Below are 17,965 nucleotides of genomic sequence, written 5' to 3' on the forward strand. Positions count from 1 at the left end.
GCCTCTATCGTAGAGGCTTTTATTTATTTTTGATGAATATTTTCTAAAGTATCGACAAGCGTACGTGTCATCTGATCAATTTCGTAATTGACTTGATCGCCGACTTGAATATATTTCCATGTGGTTAAGCGTAAAGTTTCTGGAATAAGATCGATTGAGATTTGATTGTTTGCACGATCAACCCGATTGACTGTCAAACTGCAGCCATTTAAACCGATAAAGCCCTTTAAGAAGAAATATTTGATATTGCCATTTGGAATTTCAAGGTCGATATGAACAGTTTCACCATTTTTGGTTAAATGCTTTACGGTTGCAGTGCCTTCAATATGACCATATAAATTATGCCCACCATTCTCAGCACCTACTTTAGCGGAGCGTTCAATGTTGACCTCATCACCGACGTTGAGTTGACCTAAAGTGGTTAATTCAAGTGTTAGATTTGAAACATCAAAATGCACTTGACCAGCGATCAGATCAATTTGTGTAGCGGTTAAGCAAACACCATTAATCGCAACACTGGCGCCGATAAATACATCATGAAAAAGATTGAGCGCATTAGAAATAACAAAAGTCCGATATCCCTCTTTATGCTGTATATCTAATACTTTTTCTAACCCTTGCACGATACCTGTATACATAATAAACCTTTGCCTAAAAATAAATCTTAATTGCTTTTAATCCTACCTGAGATCGTAGAGATGATCATCTTACGCAGATCAATTGGTTCTAGGTAAAAAGAAGGTCAATAAACCCAGTAGTGGTAAGTATGAGCTAAAGTGAAATACCCAACGAATACCTTGATGATCTGCTACATAGCCCAAAGCTGCTGCCGCGATACCGCTGATCCCAAACATCAAACCAAACATCAAACCAGAGACCATGCCGACACGACCTGGCATCGCTTCTTGTGCATATACAACCATTGCTGAAAATGCGGAAGACATAATCAATCCAGCAAGAATCGCAAAGATACACGTCCACATCAAATTCACATGTGGCATGAGTAATGCAAAGGGTGCCATGCCAATAAAGGAAATCCAAATGACAGCTTTACGACCTATTTTGTCACCGATAGGGCCGCCAGCAAAAGTACCGATTGCTACTGCGGCTAAAAAAGCAAATAAATAAAGCTGAGCTTGTTGAATACTGACCTGAAACTTTTCGATCAAATAGAAGGTATAGTAATTTCCAATACTTGCAATGTACGTGAATTTTGCAAACATTAACGCACAGATAATCACAATTCCCTGTACAAGTTTAGAATCTTTCAACGGCGTTGATTGCTTGGCTTTTACTGCTGAAGCAGCTTGAACACCATATTGAATGGTCCATCGACTTATTCTGTAAAGCAGATAAATAGCGAAAATGGCAAATATCATGAGCCAAGCAACTGAGGCTTGGCCGTTCGGTACAATGATTGCTGCGGCCAACAGTGGCCCAACGGCAGAGCCGCTATTACCACCCACTTGAAAAGCGGATTGAGCAGTTCCGAAGCGACCACCTGATGCTGTTCTCGCTACTCGTGAGGCTTCTGGGTGAAAGGCAGATGAGCCCACACCGATGAGTGCTGCTGAAATCAGTAAGATTGGAAAAGTCCATGCAAATGCTAGCAAAACGATACCTAGCAGTGTAACGCACATACCCAAAGGGAGGAGGTAGGGCTTAGGATGCTTATCAGTGTAGAGTCCAACCCAAGGTTGCAGAATAGATGCAGTCATTTGATAGACCAAAGAAATAATCCCGATTTGGGTAAAGCTCAAGTCAAAATTGAGTTTCAGCATGGGATAAATGGCTGGTAAGCAAGACTGGATCAGATCATGTAATCCATGCGCTAATGCAATAGCGAAAATAATATGAACCGCCATTTTATTCGCTGAAGCACCAGAGGAATTGTTTGAATGTTCTATTGATTGAATTGAACCCATAAGGCTGTGCTGTCTTCATTTTTGAGGTGATTATAACCGTGCAACAGCGGAACAATGTACGATTTATTCAATTTTCGATGTACTGTTGCTGATCAGATTATATGAACTATCCAATAAAAAGCCCCCAAGCCGAGCCTTGGGGGTTAAGTTGCTACTGCATGACGCTATTATTATAGTTATCAGGGTCAAAACAAGATTGAACAAAGCGCTGATTTCATTCAGATCGTTGTTGAATAATCGAAGACAAATTAAGCTGATTTAGCGGTAATGTGTTGTTGCTGTTCAGCTTCGAGTTTTCGAACTAAAGGCAGTACTTTTTCACCAAAATATTCAACTTCCTCTATAAAATGTAAGAAGCCAGATAAGATCAGATCCACACCAACTGATTTTAATTCAACGATACGTTCAGCAATTTGTTGCGGTGTACCGATGAGATTTGTTCTGAACCCGTCGTTGTATTGGACAAGATCTTCAAATGTTGATTTTGCCCAGTTACCTTCACCTTCTTGAGTTGCGGCACCAGCTTCACGAGTTGCATCACCAAAGGCATTGACTGCTTCTACATTTGCATTGTCAATGATTTCTTGAAGTACAGCTTTTGCTTCCTCTTCAGTATCGCGAGCAATGATAAAGGCATTCACCCCAATTTTGACTTGATGTTGATTCAGCTTGGCTTTTTCACGGATGTCATCAATCTGCTTTTTAATTTCAGCAGGCGTGTTTCCATTGGTGAAATACCAATCAGAAACACGAGATGCCATATCACGTGCGGCACGCGAGCTACCCCCTTGGAAAATTTCAATATGTGGGCTTTGAACAGGTTTTGGCTTCAAGGTGTAGTCTTTAAATTGATAATATTTTCCATCAAAACTAAAGTTATCTTGCGTCCAAATGCCTTTTAAGCTACGAATAAACTCCTCTGAACGTGCATATCGTTGATCGTGTTCAGGCCATTCTTCACCGATGGCATCAAATTCACCACGGAACCATCCGCTCACAACATTAATAGCGATACGACCATTGGTTAAATGATCAATTGTCGCGAGCTGTTTAGCCGCCAGCGCGGGTTTCCAAGGGCCTGGTAAAATTGCTGCGATTACATGTAACTTTTCAGTTTTTGCCAATAAGCCATGACTAAAGCTTACAGATTCATGCTGATTCTCAGCACCGTATCCTGCCGTGAATCGAATCTGTGTCAAAGCATATTCAAATCCACTTTTTTCAGCAGCTTGCGCGAGTCGAACATTGTAGTCGTAGCTCCAGTCTGTTCGTTGTTCAACATTACTGACGACAAGACCACCACTGACATTTGGAACCCAATAGGCAAATTTAATCGCTTGTTTTTCTGCATTAGACATGGCTTATACCCTCATTGATTCAATTATATTTATGCCACTTCAATTTTTGGGGCAGCATTATTCTTGTGATGCAAGCGTGACTCTGCTGCATCTAAACTTGGTACTGCTGCTGAAGGCAATACTTCTTCTTGTTCGATTTGTTTGTTAATGCCCAAGTTTTGATTGGCTTGTTGGGTTTTATCTTTAACGACTTCAGCACGTTTACCTTTGGCTGGTGCCCACTCTAAAATTGGTAAAGCACGAGCAATGGCTAAGGTAATGCGCGCACGTAATAGTTCACTGTGAATGGTGTATTCAGGCGTAAAATCACGATCAGTTGCATAAACGCCAATTGGCAAAGTCTGTGCTTGGAAGAAGCTAAATAAAGGACGCAATTGATGCTCAAGTACTAAGGCATGGCGATCACTGCCCCCTGATGCAGCTAGTAATACAGGCACATCAACCAGCGCAGTTTGTTCTACAAAGTCAAAGAAATGTTTAAATAAACCTGTGAAAGATGCGCGATATACGGGCGTTCCCACAATCAATGCGTCCGCGGCTTCAACAGCAGCAAGATCATCTTGAACACGTTGCGGCAGCTGATTGCGATAAATGGCACCACCTAATAAATGACCGATTTCGCTAAATTTAATAAAATGCACATTAATAGGTGTTGCTTCACCTAACTCATCCAAAATCGCTTGAACAAGCGCTTCAGTTTTTGAAGGATTATTTAGACCGCCAGAGACAGCAACGATATTTAATGGTTTTTGTTGAGCAGTAGACATAGTACAAACCTAAAAATTTAAAATTAATCTCGGATGCACTATTTATGTGGATTTATGCTTATTCTGTAAAATAAGCAAAATAAGAATAAATATCATTTTTGCGTATATAGCGATAATTTAATCTTTTTGAGATATAAATAAGTGATAAATAACTGAATAAACGTATATTTATGATTATGAATAAGCTATTTCAATATTTGAATAAATTTTATATTTAAAAGTGATGTGCTTATCGAATTTTCAAAATTACATAAAAAAATCGCGTTTGTAAGATTTAGCCCGACATTTTCTGCAAAAATTCGTTAATATTTATATATCCTTAACAGCTATAGCACAGTTAGTATATTGATTGTGTTTGAGATCTCTCGCCTCGCTTATGAATATTTTAATCGTTGATGATCATCCACTGTTTCGTCATGCTTTAATTCAAGCAGTTCGTTACAGCTTACCGCAAGCCCAAATCCATGAAACAGCTGCTGTTAATGAATTTTATGAACGTTTAGAAAAAGGTCCTGAACCAGATTTAGTGCTTTTAGATTTGAATCTTCCAGGTGCATCAGGCTTCTCAGCGTTGGTGCATGTGCGTGCACAGTATCCATCGTTACCAATTATTGTCGTATCGGCGCATGAAGAAGTTTCAATTATTCAACGCTCGATTGCACATGGTGCAATGGGCTATATTCCAAAATCAGCGCATCCAAGTCACATTGGTGAAGCGATTCGTCAGGTATTAGAAGGGGATATGTGGTTACCACCAAACCTGCCTGCGAATTTAAACTTTGATCCACGTGCTGCAGATGAAACAGCTTTAGCAGAACGTATTCAATCTCTAACACCACAACAATTCCGAGTGTTAATGATGGTTGCGGAAGGTTTGTTGAATAAACAGATCGCATACGAACTTGATGTTTCTGAAGCAACGATTAAAGCGCATGTGACCGCGATTTTCCGTAAATTAGGCGTTCAAAATCGTACTCAGGCTGTATTAGCGATTAATGCATTAAACATCGAAGAAAAACGTGTTTAATTGATTCTTAGATTTGAAAAAAAGACCTAATCAAAGGTCTTTTTTTCGATGCGTATCTACTTTAGGCTAAACAGTCCTGTTTAGGTGTCAACTCATTACAATATAGAGGATTGAGTGCACATTGAAGTTCATCAATTTGATCTTGTGTTACATAGCCCTTGCGTTTTAAATATTCTGCAACGCGATCATCTCTAAGACTTAAAAAAGCGGCATCATAAACTTTCAGATCAACAAAGAGTGCAGCCGTTTCAAGTCCATTAAAACGATCTAAAAATACCTCATTGCCATACATGAGAAAAATATGATCGAAATCTGCATATGCATCGATGCCCAGTTGTTCTGCGAGTGCAAGCGGCGGTGTTTTGATGAAGAGTAAATCTGAAATTTCATCAAACTGCGTGGTATCCAGCGTATTTTCACCAGTTTTCACTTTACCAAGCCAAGCTTTAAAGACCAAAACGGCACCACCACGCAACAACATACTCCACACTTGATGACGCGTATGTTCATCTAAATCTCGGCATTCTGATGCTAAACGTTGAATAAGTTGATTTTCTTGTTGTGCCAATTTATCAAATAAACCTAAGCCTTGAGGGTGATAAGCTGCTGGTGTAAATACATCAAATTTTAATTGTTCAAAAACCTGTAAAGCTAAAGGTACTGCAGTTTGGTAAATCTGTTCTAAGGCACGTACATGTACAATTTTTAAGGATGTAGATGGAAAAATTTCTTGCCACTTGATTTCAGGCAAAATTGCATTGGCACCATATTGGCGATGAAATTCGTGATTACGATCTAAACCATGTGGCATAGCTTCTGAAATATTCATTGCAAGACTCCATTTGATACTTTTATTCTCGAGAAAATTTGAGGCACTTTGATTTCTTTAATCGAAAGAAGATGTGCTGATGGCTAGATTTAGAATTATGTTGATTGCAATAAGAATAAGACTAAAGTATTAATTTTTATTTGATGAGTAAATTTGTCATCTAAAAACATGATGTTAGTAAACTTGTAACTATTTGTTTTAAATGATATTTCAACTTTTGATGTGTTTTGCCATAGAAAATCGGACTTTGATTTTTTTGGTCAATTGCCAATGCTCTTTTTAGCTTTATTTTGTTCTCTTTTGCCACCTCTAAAGCTGAGATCTGCCAATCATTGTAAAGTACGGTGTGAATATGTATAAAAATCACCCAGCTTTTCTTGGAAAAACTGGGTGATGAATGTATCAAAATATGACTATTTCGAATCTTATTTTGAAATTTTTAAACCTGATAACCATGAACGTAGAGAGGCAGGTTTGAGAGGTTTTTTCAATAGGACAATATTCAGCTCTTTGAGTCTTTGCGGAAGCTCAGGATCTGAATCAGCTGTAATCAATGCCACAGGCACATTTTCTTGACGATGTTCTACAATAAAATCTAATCCTATTTTATTTGAATTCAGGTGTTGATCGACCAACCAAACTTGAATGTTCTCTTGTTGAATAATCTCAAGCGCTTGTTCAGGTTCTGTGGCTTTAAACACTTGATAACCCCATTTAGTAAGCAAAGTTGCCATGCCTTCTAAAATAGTTTCATCATTGTCTAAACATAAAATTTTATACGCTGCAGATTTTAATGGTGTGGCTTGAACTGGTGCGGTCACAACCTTTGGTGCATCGATGAGTGGGACTTCAATCATAAAACATGAACCCTTACCCAACTCGGAATACACATGCACAGGATAACCCAACATGCTGGTCATTCTCTGAACGATGGCGAGTCCAAGACCTAAACCTTGTTCACCCCATGGCGAGGTATGTCCACAACGTTCAAACTCTTGGAAGAGTTTAATACGTTGTTGTTCAGCAATCCCTGGACCAGTATCCCAAACACCAATACGAATATGGTTTGCTCTTTCTGCTGAACGTAACACCCCAACAATTACACGACCTTTTGCTGTGTATCTTAGGGCATTACTGACAAAGTTTTGAATAATACGGCGAATCCATTGAGGATCTGTATCAATCCAGAACTTCACGTCATGCACTCGGAAGGAGATCGCTCGTTGTGCTGCAATTGATTTAAATTGTAGTTCTAAGTCACTCAATAGGTCATGTAATGGATAGGCTTGTCGTTTAGGTTGTATTGTTCCACCTTCTAAACGTGCAATGTCTAATAATGCAGAAAGCATACTCTCTGCACCATGTAAGGCACGATCGAGTTGCTGTAGCGTTTTAGCATCTTCTTCATTTTGAATGCTTTGTTCTAATGCCGTACTGAATAACCGTGCAGCATGCATAGGTTGAAGTAAATCATGACTTGCTGCAGCAATGAATCGACTTTTTGACATATTGGCTTTGTCAGCTTGTTCACGTGCCAATTGTTGTTCTGCCAAGGCATTGGCAAGTTGTTGAGTACGATCTTGAACGCGTCCTTCAAGTAGTGCTTCAGTTTCTCGGAATGCCGTAATATCAGCAAATGTCGTCACGAAGCCACCGCCTTCGATTGGATTTCCTCGCATTTGGATAACACGACCATCTTTACGAATACGTTCAAACTCATGAGCGCTACCTACTTTCATCCAATGAATACGTTTACGTACGTGCTCTTCAACGGAACCAGGTCCACATTCACCGCGCTCTGCGTTGTATCGGATCAAGTCTGCAATCGGGCAGCCCACATATACCAAATCTTTTGGATAATCGAATAAAACGAGATATTGATTATTCCATGCGACTAAACACATGTTTTCATCGACAACACTTACCCCTTGGGTCATGTGGTCGATCATGGTCATAATTAGATTTTGGTTAAAGCGTTGCCATTGTGATGCTTGGTCTAGAATATTAGCGACCTGTCCAAGTGCTAATCCATTGTTAACCATGGCTGTAGTGAGTAGGGTACGTGCCGATGCAGCTCCAATTGTGCCAGCAAGATATTGTTCAGTGAAACGCCACCACATCCCATTGGCACTGCTGTTTTCGTTTAATATCACATTATTGGATAAGCAGAATTGATTAAACGCATGCATGGTCGGACCTTCACCCGTAATCCGTTTGGCAAGCGTGATCAGGTCACCCACTTTTAATCGTGCGACATCATGATGTAAATAATTAACTTCATTTGAGGTTTGTTGCGTTTGTAGGGGTTTAGTTTCGTAATAGAAGAAACTTTCTGCCTGTATTTGCTCAGCAATACTTGGACGATAAATTCGTGAGATCCAGATGTAGAGCACGATATTTAAGCCAAGTGACCAAATTACACCATGTGTTAATGGCGCAAATGATTCAAAACCAAGTAATGCTTCAGGCTTTAATAAGTCAAATCCCAGAGGGCCAAACATCAGAAACGAATAAGTAAATTGATAATATTCATCTGGTAAACTTCTTAAAATTGTTGGTAAGAGCAGTGTGTAACTCCACATCACAAAACCAACGATGAGACCTGCATAGACCCCTTGCTTACTTCCACCACGCCAGTACAACCCCCCAATAAGTGCAGGTGCAAACTGTGCAACAGCACTAAATGCCAAAAGACCAAATACTGACAGCTGATCAATGTCATTAAAGAAATGGAAGAACAAGAATCCAAGTAGCATGACCGCCAAAATACATACGCGACGTGTGAATTTCAGCATTCGAGGTAAACGCTTGTCATGACGAGAAATCCAACCCAAGCGCCATAGCGCAGGCATAATCAAGTCGTTACTGAGCATGATTGAGAGTGCGACTGAAGAGACTAAAAGCATACCAGTTGAAGCCGAAAATCCTCCAAGGAATGCTAAGAGCGTCAGCCATTCTTGGTTATAGCTCAAAGGCAGTGACAGCACGGCAACATCAGGGACTGCCATGTATTCTGGTGCAGCATGAAGTGCCCAACTTGCAATCGGAATAATCGCGACAACGGTTAAAATGATGTAAGCGGCAAACCATCTGCGCGCACCACGAATATGTTTTTCATCACGTAATTCAACTACAGCAACATGAAACTGGCGTGGCAAACATATAATCGCTAATGCTGCTAAAAGTGTTTGAATCCAAAAGGTATCTGGCACGCCCATCAGTTGAATTTCATGGAAGGTTTTGGATACGTCTGCGGAAACTTGAATGAGGTTTTCGGGGCGTTCAAATAAAAAGAAAAAAGCGACACAGAGGAGTGCAAATAATTTAACAAAGGATTCAAAAGCGACTGCCAGCATTAAACCGCCATGCTGTTCGGTGTTGGCAATCTGACGTGTACCAAACATCATAGCCAAAATTGCGAGAACCCCTGTAAGTGCAAGTACACCATTGGTGGTCAGATTCATCACTTCTGAATCTTGTTGCAACATCACGGATGCACTGAGTGCAATGGCTCTCAGTTGTAAGGCAAGATAAGGAATGATGGCGATCACGGCTAAAATGGTGACGAGTGAGGCGAGAGGTCCGCTTTTGCCATAACGTGCTGCCACAAAGTCAGCAATTGAGGAAATAGCATGGTGCTGACGTACTCGACCTAAGCGACGCCAAATATCGTAACCAAACCAGACAAACAGAAGTGGGCCTAAGTAGATTGGAAGGAAAATGATCCCTTCACGAACAGCAGCACCCGTTGCGCCGTAGAATGTCCAAGACGAACAGTACACGCCTAAGGTCAAACTAAACAATAACATGCGTCCACGTGGGCTGAGCCGACTGGCATGTTTTTCACCAAAAAAGGCGCAAATAAAAAGGATGAGGATGTAGAGGGCGAGTACCCCAATAATCAACCAACTGTTCATAGGACTTACACTTGAGAATCTCGTGTAATGATAACGCATCCATGAACTGTCACGTTCAAATTGATCAAAATTTAGCGACCAAAGTCTAAATTACAACCAATGCAAAATCTTGCTAATTTAAAAATCGGAATAATTTAAATAAAAAAAATGACCTACGGTTGGGTCTCATATGGAGTCTTGTTTATGGATGAGAGACAAGTAGAGCAAATTCTACAGAATCCCAAATTCAAAGAAATGGTCAAAAAGAAAAGCACACTGAGCTGGACATTGACAGGCATTATGCTGTTTGTCTACGTTGGTTTTATGCTTTTAGTTGGCTATAACAAAGAGTTTTTATTGTCATCGCTTTCAGGTGGTGTAACCACTTGGGGTATCCCTCTAGGATTAGGCATCATCGTGCTGTCTTTCTTGTTATGTGGTGTGTATTCGTACATTGCCAACAATAAGCTCGATCAATTAAACGAAGAAGCTATGCGCGAAGTTGAAGCCATCACTCACGAGAAGGGACTACACTAAAATGAAATGGAATTCTTTACTCACATTTGCAGGGACTGCAATGTTATCTGGATTGGCATTTGCAGGTCCTGATTTAGGTGCAGCAGAACAACAAGCAACAAATTGGCCTGCGATTATCATGTTCTTGATTTTCGTCGGTGCAACGCTGGGGATTACCAAATGGGCAGCTAAACAAACCACAAACACCAAAGATTTCTATACCGCAGGCGGTGGAATTTCTGGTTTCCAAAATGGTTTAGCCATTGCTGGTGACTATATGTCCGCAGCATCGTTCCTTGGTATTTCTGCGATGGTTTTCCTGTCAGGTTTCGATGGCTTACTCTATTCACTTGGTTTCATGGTAGGTTGGCCTATCGTACTTTTCTTGATAGCAGAGCGTTTGCGTAACTTGGGTAAATACAATTTATCTGACGTTGTATCATTCCGTTTACAAGAAAAACCTGTACGCACACTGGCAGCGTTAAGCTCTCTTGTTGTTGTTGCATTCTACTTGATTGCCCAAATGGTCGGCGCTGGTCAGTTGATCAAGCTTCTGTTTGGCTTGAACTATAACATTGCTGTCGTCATCGTCGGTCTGCTCATGATGGCATACGTTATGTTTGGCGGTATGTTAGCGACAACATGGGTGCAAATCATTAAGGCAGTGATGTTGTTGTCAGGTGCTACCTTCATGGCATTTATGGTGATGAAAGGCGTTGGCTTTAGCTTCACCAATATGTTCGAGCAATCGATTCAAGTCTTCTCTAAAGTACATGATTTAACCTTAGATGATGCAACCAAAATCATGGGACCAGGTAGTCTGGCATCAAACCCAATTGATGCGATTTCTCTTGGTTTAGCATTGATGTTTGGTACAGCTGGTTTACCACATATCCTCATGCGTTTCTTCACAGTAAAAGATGCGAAAGAAGCACGTAAATCAGTTGTTGTTGCAACAGGCTTTATCGGTTACTTCTATCTTTTAACTTTCATCATTGGTTTCGGTGCGATTCTCTATGTATCGAACAACCCACAATTCCTTGATATTGCGAAAATGGCAGTAACTGGCAAGCTAGAGCTTGTTGGTGGTAATAACATGGCTGCGGTTCACTTGTCTGATGCTTTAGGCGGTGACTTGTTCATGGGCTTCATTTCAGCGGTTGCATTTGCCACGATTCTCGCAGTTGTTGCAGGTTTAACGTTGTCAGGTGCTTCAGCAATTTCACATGACTTATATGCGAACGTATTGAAAAAAGGACAAACTACACCTGAATCTGAACTTCGTATGTCTAAAATCGCGACTTTAGGTCTTGCGATCTTTGCGATGATCTTGGGTATCTTGTTCGAGAAACAAAACGTTGCCTTCATGGTAGGTTTAGCATTCTCTGTTGCTGCATGTGCAAACTTCCCAGTGCTTGTACTTTCAATGTTCTGGAAAGGTTTAACAACGCGTGGTGCAGTTGCCGGTGGTGTTGTTGGATTAGTTTTAGCGGTTGTACTCATCGTACTTTCTAAAGCAGTTTGGGTAGATACGCTTGGTATTTCTGATACACCAATTAATCCATATAACGGTCCTGCATTATTTGCGATGCCTTTAGCATTCTTCTTCTGCTGGTTGTTCTCTGTGACAGACAATTCTGCACAAGCGCAAGCAGAACGTAAAGCATTTGATGCACAGTTTGTACGTTCACAAACAGGTATTGGTATTTCTGGTGCGTCAGACCACTAAACCATACTGATCATGATAAAAAGCCCCTTTAAGGGGCTTTTTTTCTTTACCAAATTTCTATTTTAAATGACATACAAGTCATCAACTGTCCGCTATGCTTTCATTCAAACAAAACAATAAAAATAGTTGGAGTTGAGATGAGTTTAATATGCCGCGTGATACGTGATCTCGTACGTTTACCATCCGCGTGTCTACTGATTTTACAGCTGCTGATTTTATTCCTCGCAGTGATATCAAGTCATGATTTGGCTTATCGCTCCATGACTTGGATTCTCGGCGCTTTAGTCCTTCTTATTATTGCTAAAGTCATCAAAATGACCCCAATTTTTAGTGCTGTAGGTTTATTTGGGGTATTAGGAGCTCTCATTTTTTCTTTCTTGATTCTGATTGGATATCATCAAGCCTATATTCAAATTACAGCGCATGTATTTGAAGTTATCGCGTATACGACAGCGGCTTATGGTTTGGTTCGATATATGTTCGAAGACCGCTATTTGACCAAAGATGAATTATTTGCGGCAGCGGCTGTTTTTACTTTAATTGCATGGAGCTTCGCATTTTTGTATAGCATCTGCCAGCTATATGACCCACTGAGTTTTAGCATAACGCCTGAACAATCTGTTCAACATAGTTGGTTAGATTTGTTGTTTCTCAGTTTTAGTATTCAGTCGGCAACAGGTCTTTCAGATATTATGCCCTTGAGTCCGCTAGCGAGACTGATTGCCATGATTCAAATGTTTAGTGGAGTCATGTATCTGGCTTTGATTGTTTCGCGCTTAATTGCACTGCAATACATTGCTCATTTGCCAAAGCATCAGGATGATTAAAACAGAACGTTACATCTTGCTAACGGCATTCATCTGCAAAATCATGAATAATAAGTAATTAGATCAAAAAACAGTCTCCGATGCTCTATATTGAGTCGATTTTTCTATTCCGTCTTTGATGAAACTAACTCGGCTTTGTATGAGGTTGAGAATAAATGATCTCATTTCATATAGCGTTTTATCCAGTTTGAAGCGTTTCACCGAAAAATAAATATATAGGGGAATTATGTCTTCTCAGCATCCTTCATGGTATTCAAATGTGAATCCACGTGTTTTTATCAGCACGGTACTCATCATTTTTGTATTTTTAGCCACTGTGGTGTTATCTCCTCATGGTTTTGAATTAGTTACTCAGCAACTGAACCAATGGATTACGGATTCTTTTAGTTGGTTTTATGTTTTAGCAGTTGCCATATTTCTGATCGTGCTGGCTTATATCGCAATTTCTGACTACGGCAAAATCAGGCTCGGTCCAGATCATAGCCAACCGAGTTACAGTAATGGCTCTTGGTTTGCAATGCTCTTTACCGCAGGTATGGGGATTGGCTTGATGTTTTTTGGGGTAGCAGAACCTGTAATGCATTATGTCTCTCCGCCAGTCGGTGATGGAGAAACCGTTATGGCAGCGCAGCAAGCGATGCGAGTGACTTTCTTCCACTGGGGACTTCATGCATGGGGAATCTATGCATTGATTGGATTGTCCTTGGCGTATTTTGCTTATCGACATCAATTGCCTTTAAAAGTACGTTCCGCGCTTTATCCGATCATTGGAAAAAAAATTCATGGTCCAATGGGGGATGCCGTAGACACATTTGCCACGATTGGAACAGTATTTGGTGTGGCGACAACGTTGGGTTTTGGTGTAACGCAAATTAACTCAGGCTTGAATTATTTATTTGATGTTCCTCAATCAGCAAGTACACAAGTGATACTGATTATTATCGTCAGTACATTGGCATCACTGTCCGTTTTTCTAGGTTTAGAAAAAGGAATTAAACGGTTGTCTGAGTTGAATTTGGTATTGGCATTAAGTTTATTGCTCTTTGTATTCTTCGCGAGTTCTACCATTTATCTTTTGCAAACCACAATTCAGAACATGGGTCAGTATGTTTCTAATCTCTTTACCATGACATTTAATTTATATGCTTATCAACCGAATGGTTGGATTGGTGGTTGGACGATTATGTATTGGGCATGGTGGATCTCGTGGTCACCATTTGTCGGGATGTTTATCGCACGTGTGTCACATGGAAGAACCATTCGAGAGTTTATTGTTGGGGTTATGTTGATTCCTACTGGATTTACACTCATTTGGATGGGCTTTATGGGGAATGCTGCGCTCTTCAGTATTATGCAAGAAGGCAATGAAGCACTGATGCTAGCAGTACAGAAGGATTCTTCCGTTGCATTATTCGAATTTTTAAATAGCTTACCACTCGCTTCAATCATGAGTGTAGTAGCAACATCGCTGGTTATTTTATTCTTTGTCACTTCAGCGGATTCAGGTGCATTAGTTACAGACTATTTGACGGCTAAAGGTGAAGGTTCACCGACATGGCAACGACTCTTTTGGACTGTGCTTATGGCGGTATTGGCAATTGTATTATTATTGGTCGGTGGGCTTGGTGCTTTACAATCTGCGACCATCATGAGTGCGTTGCCATTCTCCGTCATTATGCTTTTTATTTGTTGGGGATTACTCAAAGCCTTAAAAGTAGATTTAATTAAAATGAATGCTCTGCAAGAGGCGAGAATTACACCTCGAGCAATTCATCAACCACGGAGTTGGCAAAAACGCTTAGGATTGATTATGCACTATCCTCATTCTAAGGAAGAGGTTGATGTATTTATTGAATCTCAAGTATCTCAAGCATTAGAGCAAGTGCAGAAAGAGTTCAAGAGAAGACAGTTTAAGGTTAGTGTAAATCGATTGGCTGAAGGGGTAGAGTTGAGGGTAGATCATCATGACGAGTTGAATTTTGTATATCAAGTGATGTCACAAAGAACAACGCCACCGAGCTTTATGCCAGATACAATGGTGACTGAGCAGGATTATTATCAGGCGGAAGTGTTTTTAAGAGAGGGTGGACAGGCCTATGATGTAATGGACTGGACACAAGAAGACTTAATTCAAGATGTTATTGATCAATACGAAAGACATTTACATTTTTTAAGTGTAATTCGTAGCCCTGAGTAACTAGTGACTGATAAAAAAAGGACGCATTATGCGTCCTTTTTTGATTCTGTATCTAATAACTTATTAGAAACGGAATTTAGCATTTAAGCCAACAGTTTCAGTATCACGGCTAGAACCATTTTCAGCGTTAGCATTTACATAACTTGCACCAACAGCTACAGCTGGAGTGATGAAGTAGTTTACGTTAGCACCGATAGCTGAGCTTGGAGTGTCATTAAAGCTTGATTCAGTATAAGATACGCCTGCGCTTAACTGTGGATTGAAGTAAAGGTCAGATTTTAATTGGTAAAGTGTATCTTCACCGTATACTAAACCAGCTTCAAAGCCAATAGACATATTTGTATCAGTGATACCGCCTACATATTTAGTACGTGCTGTGATCGCATCTTGATCTTCAGCAATAGTACCTGTTTCAAGTGCTGAGAATACGCTACCGTTGTTGATTGCTTTAAAGACATCAAAAGAGTATTGATCAGCAACGCTTGTATAACCTACAGCAACCAAGAAGTTTGGAAGTAACATTGCACCAAGTTCTAATGCATAACGATCGCCGTTACCATCTGCTAATTTAGCAACTTGTGGGTGGTTAGATGGATTGGTTGCAGTGAATTCATTTTTAGCATCAGTTTTTGAGTGGCTATATGACGCGCTTGCATATAAAGGAATAAGTTTAGTTGGGATATAAGCTTCAGCTTTTGCACCATAGTTATGTTGCTGAGCTTCAACTTTCTGATTAGCAGCTTTAATATCAGCAGAATATTCACCGAAGTTATAAGCAACAGAAACATTAGATGCTTGATTTAAGAAAGCCGCTTCAGCTAAAGGACCTTTAGTTGAGTCTACATTCTTGAAGTAGTAAGTACCTTGAACAGAACCAGTATAGTTATCATTGTTCAATGAGTCATCAAAGTATTCAGCAGCGCCTTGTACTTCAACTTGATATGCGTGTGCCCCAGTCATTGCTACTAATAAAGCAGTGGCTAAACTAATTTTTTTCATAATAGTTACCAAATAAATGTCGAATGAATATGCAGTAAATATTGTATTGTAACAATGTATTAAGTCAATGATCTTTAAGGTAATAGTCTGCTGGTCTAAATTTATTTTGTGTGTTATGTCTTGATACAAGAAGATTAAGAACATGAATTTTTGAACATTTTATTCAAAAATAACAATGTGATAAGGAGATTTTCAACGTCGATTAAGCTTAAAAAATTGCATCGAAATTATACAAAAAAAAGATTATTAGAATCGGATAAAACGTATAAAGAAAATGTTAATTTACATGAAATTTAAGATTTTCGTTTAATTTTAAATCATTTGAAAATAAATAATGTGACTTTTTTCACCTACTTGGTAGTAAAGTGTTAGGTTGATTCGGAATTTCAAAGGGTTACGATGTTTGCAATTTAAGTTAATTTTCACATAATTACATGCTCCTTAACTAAGTTTTTTTTTATATTTAAATAAATTGAGTTTTGCCTTTTAGATTTACTAAATATTATAGTGGTTATTTCTCTTATATGCCCAGCTTTCCCCAAGGCTGGGTTTTTTTTAACTTATATTTATTTGCACTATTATAGTGCATAATCAGGTGTATTCTTTATCAATACTGAGCAAAAAAAAACCTAGTTTTCTATGAAAACTAGGTTTTTTCGCCAAAACTTGGGGGAAATACAGAAATTCTGCTGAGGTATATTTCTATCTCGCCCTAATGTGGGGCATTATGCACCAGCATATTGCACATGTAAATAATATTTTTAAAAAAAGTGTTAAAAATAGACAAAAAAATTAGAAATAATCTGTCAAAATTGAATTAAATGCATTGGTCAAATTGGAACATTGAATTGAAAGGAATCTACGTTGTTGCACTTGTTTTAACGTCTGTTTTTCTATCTGCCTGCCAGGCCTTAGATCATATTAATCCGAGAACAAAAGCATACGATTTAAAAGATGATTCAATGCTGAATAGCAGTGAATCAAAGAATCAGCATCATATTGAGACCCTATTTAATCAGCAAAATATTCAAGGTGTATTTATCACCTATGATGGCAAACACGTTAAAACTTACGGTTCTGATCGAACAAGAGCAAAAGAAAACTTTATCCCTGCATCCACTTTTAAAATAGTGAATGCTTTGATTGGATTAGAACATCATAAATCAACTCGGTATGAAGTGTTTAAATGGGATGGAAATAAGCGTTCATTTGATAGTTGGCAACGTGATTTTACGCTTGGTGAGGCCTTACAATCATCTGTTGTACCTGTGTATCAAGCCTTAGCACACCGTATTGGACCAACATTGATGCAACAGGAATTAATTCGAATTCAGTATGGAAATGCAAAAGTCGGGGATGAGATAGATCAGTTTTGGTTAAAAGGTCCTCTAGAGATTACACCTGATCAACAAGTTAAATTTGTTTATAGATTGGCACAGTTGTCATTGCCGTTTCGTAGAGATGTACAACAAGATGTAAGAGACATGATGTATGTCGAATCACGTGGTGCGAATAAGCTATATGCCAAAAGTGGTTGGGGAATGGATATTGAGCCTCAGGTGGGCTGGTATGTGGGTTTTGTAGAACAAGCCAGCGGTCAAGTCACTGCCTTTGCATTAAATTTAGAAATGAAAAATGGTGATAAAATTCAGCAACGGAAGGCAATCACTTTAGATATTTTAGATCGACTTGGTTTATTTCATTATTTACGTTAAAAGTCATATAAAAGATAAAAAAAACCCAGCCGATTGGGATGGCTGGGCTGAAAAAGGATGTTCTGTATGTGGGAGAAACATCCGAGGGTAGAACAAAATTCATTAAGCAAATCTGATATGAATCAGTGTCTTTGCAATGTAAGCATTATGGTTTAAAGGATGAGGTTTGTATAATGATTA

General features: G+C 39.3%; 13 protein-coding genes. 6 read left to right on the top strand and 7 right to left on the bottom strand.

The genetic code is table 11. The features are described from left to right. Window positions 1-23: 23 nt before the first annotated feature. The 4 genes from AC1M9F_RS04705 to msuE all read right to left on the bottom strand — a co-directional run bounded on the left by AC1M9F_RS04705 (window position 24) and on the right by msuE (window position 4,050). The gene (locus AC1M9F_RS04705; RefSeq protein ID WP_035265791.1) at window positions 24-638 is read right to left on the bottom strand and encodes a riboflavin synthase; all 615 of its coding nucleotides are present in this window, start codon (window positions 636-638) and stop codon (window positions 24-26) included. Window positions 639-716: 78 nt separating this feature from the next. Continuing rightward, window positions 717-1,865 carry an MFS transporter gene (locus AC1M9F_RS04710; protein ID WP_481597222.1) on the bottom strand — a complete coding sequence of 383 codons (1,149 nt, stop codon included), beginning with the start codon at window positions 1,863-1,865 and terminating at the stop codon, window positions 717-719. A gap of 308 nt (window positions 1,866-2,173) precedes the next feature. After that, window positions 2,174-3,283, bottom strand: coding sequence for a dimethylsulfone monooxygenase SfnG (sfnG, locus tag AC1M9F_RS04715; protein WP_481597185.1), 1,110 nt, complete (start codon window positions 3,281-3,283; stop codon window positions 2,174-2,176). 29 nt (window positions 3,284-3,312) lie between these two features. Continuing rightward, window positions 3,313-4,050, bottom strand: coding sequence for an FMN reductase (msuE, locus tag AC1M9F_RS04720; protein WP_035265789.1), 738 nt, complete (start codon window positions 4,048-4,050; stop codon window positions 3,313-3,315). Window positions 4,051-4,426: 376 nt separating this feature from the next. Between msuE and AC1M9F_RS04725 the strand changes: the two genes are divergently transcribed. Continuing rightward, window positions 4,427-5,077, top strand: a complete 651-nt coding sequence (locus AC1M9F_RS04725) for a response regulator (protein WP_035265788.1) — start codon at window positions 4,427-4,429, stop codon at window positions 5,075-5,077. A 61-nt stretch (window positions 5,078-5,138) separates the two neighbouring features. Here the strand turns inward: AC1M9F_RS04725 and AC1M9F_RS04730 are convergent, their stop codons facing one another. Beyond that, window positions 5,139-5,906 carry a hypothetical protein gene (locus tag AC1M9F_RS04730; protein ID WP_481597186.1) on the bottom strand — a complete coding sequence of 256 codons (768 nt, stop codon included), beginning with the start codon at window positions 5,904-5,906 and terminating at the stop codon, window positions 5,139-5,141. A gap of 425 nt (window positions 5,907-6,331) precedes the next feature. Then, window positions 6,332-9,823 (bottom strand): hybrid sensor histidine kinase/response regulator, encoded by a 3,492-nt coding sequence (locus tag AC1M9F_RS04735; RefSeq protein ID WP_481586858.1) that lies wholly within the window; start codon window positions 9,821-9,823, stop codon window positions 6,332-6,334. 183 nt (window positions 9,824-10,006) lie between these two features. Here AC1M9F_RS04735 and AC1M9F_RS04740 point away from each other — a divergent pair, with 183 nt between their 5' ends. From AC1M9F_RS04740 to betT, 4 genes are all read left to right on the top strand, one after another. After that, window positions 10,007-10,339, top strand: coding sequence for a DUF485 domain-containing protein (locus tag AC1M9F_RS04740; protein ID WP_035265779.1), 333 nt, complete (start codon window positions 10,007-10,009; stop codon window positions 10,337-10,339). A gap of 1 nt (window position 10,340) precedes the next feature. Continuing rightward, window positions 10,341-12,047, top strand: a complete 1,707-nt coding sequence (locus AC1M9F_RS04745) for a cation acetate symporter (RefSeq protein WP_180028478.1) — start codon at window positions 10,341-10,343, stop codon at window positions 12,045-12,047. 137 nt (window positions 12,048-12,184) lie between these two features. Beyond that, entirely contained in the window at window positions 12,185-12,874 is a 690-nt protein-coding gene (locus tag AC1M9F_RS04750) for an ion channel (RefSeq protein ID WP_481586857.1), read from the top strand. 226 nt (window positions 12,875-13,100) lie between these two features. Continuing rightward, window positions 13,101-15,071 carry a choline BCCT transporter BetT gene (gene betT / locus AC1M9F_RS04755; RefSeq protein ID WP_481597187.1) on the top strand — a complete coding sequence of 657 codons (1,971 nt, stop codon included), beginning with the start codon at window positions 13,101-13,103 and terminating at the stop codon, window positions 15,069-15,071. Between the two features lie 63 nt (window positions 15,072-15,134). On the opposite strand, the gene omp33-36 is transcribed toward betT, so the two are convergent. Next, the gene (gene omp33-36, locus AC1M9F_RS04760) at window positions 15,135-16,070 is read right to left on the bottom strand and encodes a porin Omp33-36 (protein ID WP_481591857.1); all 936 of its coding nucleotides are present in this window, start codon (window positions 16,068-16,070) and stop codon (window positions 15,135-15,137) included. A gap of 821 nt (window positions 16,071-16,891) precedes the next feature. Between omp33-36 and blaOXA the strand changes: the two genes are divergently transcribed. Beyond that, window positions 16,892-17,785 carry a class D beta-lactamase gene (gene blaOXA / locus AC1M9F_RS04765; protein WP_481597188.1) on the top strand — a complete coding sequence of 298 codons (894 nt, stop codon included), beginning with the start codon at window positions 16,892-16,894 and terminating at the stop codon, window positions 17,783-17,785. Window positions 17,786-17,965: the final 180 nt, after the last annotated feature.

This window comes from Acinetobacter sp. ANC_7504 (assembly GCF_056779995.1).

Excerpts from the sequence above, each read along its gene's own strand:
- omp33-36 (WP_481591857.1), bottom strand. The coding sequence starts at position 16,070 with ATGAAAAAAATTAGTTTAGCCACTGCTTTATTAGTAGCAATGACTGGG.
- AC1M9F_RS04735 (WP_481586858.1), bottom strand. The coding sequence starts at position 9,823 with ATGAACAGTTGGTTGATTATTGGGGTACTCGCCCTCTACATCCTCATC.
- AC1M9F_RS04750 (WP_481586857.1), top strand. The coding sequence starts at position 12,185 with ATGAGTTTAATATGCCGCGTGATACGTGATCTCGTACGTTTACCATCC.
- betT (WP_481597187.1), top strand. The coding sequence starts at position 13,101 with ATGTCTTCTCAGCATCCTTCATGGTATTCAAATGTGAATCCACGTGTT.
- AC1M9F_RS04705 (WP_035265791.1), bottom strand. The coding sequence starts at position 638 with ATGTATACAGGTATCGTGCAAGGGTTAGAAAAAGTATTAGATATACAG.
- AC1M9F_RS04725 (WP_035265788.1), top strand. The coding sequence starts at position 4,427 with ATGAATATTTTAATCGTTGATGATCATCCACTGTTTCGTCATGCTTTA.
- blaOXA (WP_481597188.1), top strand. The coding sequence starts at position 16,892 with ATGCATTGGTCAAATTGGAACATTGAATTGAAAGGAATCTACGTTGTT.
- AC1M9F_RS04740 (WP_035265779.1), top strand. The coding sequence starts at position 10,007 with ATGGATGAGAGACAAGTAGAGCAAATTCTACAGAATCCCAAATTCAAA.
- AC1M9F_RS04710 (WP_481597222.1), bottom strand. The coding sequence starts at position 1,865 with ATGGCGGTTCATATTATTTTCGCTATTGCATTAGCGCATGGATTACAT.
- AC1M9F_RS04745 (WP_180028478.1), top strand. The coding sequence starts at position 10,341 with ATGAAATGGAATTCTTTACTCACATTTGCAGGGACTGCAATGTTATCT.
- AC1M9F_RS04730 (WP_481597186.1), bottom strand. The coding sequence starts at position 5,906 with ATGAATATTTCAGAAGCTATGCCACATGGTTTAGATCGTAATCACGAA.
- sfnG (WP_481597185.1), bottom strand. The coding sequence starts at position 3,283 with ATGTCTAATGCAGAAAAACAAGCGATTAAATTTGCCTATTGGGTTCCA.
- msuE (WP_035265789.1), bottom strand. The coding sequence starts at position 4,050 with ATGTCTACTGCTCAACAAAAACCATTAAATATCGTTGCTGTCTCTGGC.